Raw genomic sequence first — 1,202 nt, forward strand, 5'->3', positions numbered from 1 at the left:
GTAGGGCGGGACACGTGGTATCCTGTCTGAATATGGGGGGACCATCCTCCAAGGCTAAATACTCCTGACTGACCGATAGTGAACCAGTACCGTGAGGGAAAGGCGAAAAGAACCCCGGCGAGGGGAGTGAAAAAGAACCTGAAACCGTGTACGTACAAGCAGTGGGAGCCTCTTTATGGGGTGACTGCGTACCTTTTGTATAATGGGTCAGCGACTTATATTCTGTAGCAAGGTTAACCGTATAGGGGAGCCGAAGGGAAACCGAGTCTTAACTGGGCGTTAAGTTGCAGGGTATAGACCCGAAACCCGGTGATCTAGCCATGGGCAGGTTGAAGGTTGGGTAACACTAACTGGAGGACCGAACCGACTAATGTTGAAAAATTAGCGGATGACCTGTGGCTGGGGGTGAAAGGCCAATCAAACCGGGAGATAGCTGGTTCTCCCCGAAAGCTATTTAGGTAGCGCCTCGTGAATTCATCTTCGGGGGTAGAGCACTGTTTCGGCTAGGGGGCCATCCCGGCTTACCAACCCGATGCAAACTACGAATACCGAAGAATGTTATCACGGGAGACACACGGCGGGTGCTAACGTCCGTCGTGAAGAGGGAAACAACCCAGACCGCCAGCTAAGGTCCCAAAGTCATGGTTAAGTGGGAAACGATGTGGGAAGGCACAGACAGCCAGGATGTTGGCTTAGAAGCAGCCATCATTTAAAGAAAGCGTAATAGCTCACTGGTCGAGTCGGCCTGCGCGGAAGATGTAACGGGGCTAAACCATGCACCGAAGCTGCGGCAGCGACGCTTATGCGTTGTTGGGTAGGGGAGCGTTCTGTAAGCCGTCGAAGGTGTGCTGTGAGGCATGCTGGAGGTATCAGAAGTGCGAATGCTGACATAAGTAACGATAAAGCGGGTGAAAAGCCCGCTCGCCGGAAGACCAAGGGTTCCTGTCCAACGTTAATCGGGGCAGGGTGAGTCGACCCCTAAGGCGAGGCCGAAAGGCGTAGTCGATGGGAAACAGGTTAATATTCCTGTACTTGGTGTTACTGCGAAGGGGGGACGGAGAAGGCTATGTTAGCCGGGCGACGGTTGTCCCGGTTTAAGCATGTAGGCGGAGGTTCCAGGTAAATCCGGTACCTTTTAACGCTGAGGTGTGATGACGAGGCACTACGGTGCTGAAGTAACAAATGCCCTGCTTCCAGGAAAA

1 rRNA gene is annotated in these 1,202 nt (G+C 53.2%); it reads left to right on the forward strand.

The window, feature by feature from the left end:
* Positions 1-1,202: ribosomal RNA gene (locus ACWKXT_RS24180) — 23S ribosomal RNA — on the forward strand; the annotation flags it as partial.

The sequence above is a fragment of the Enterobacter sp. UPMP701 genome (assembly GCF_053709515.1).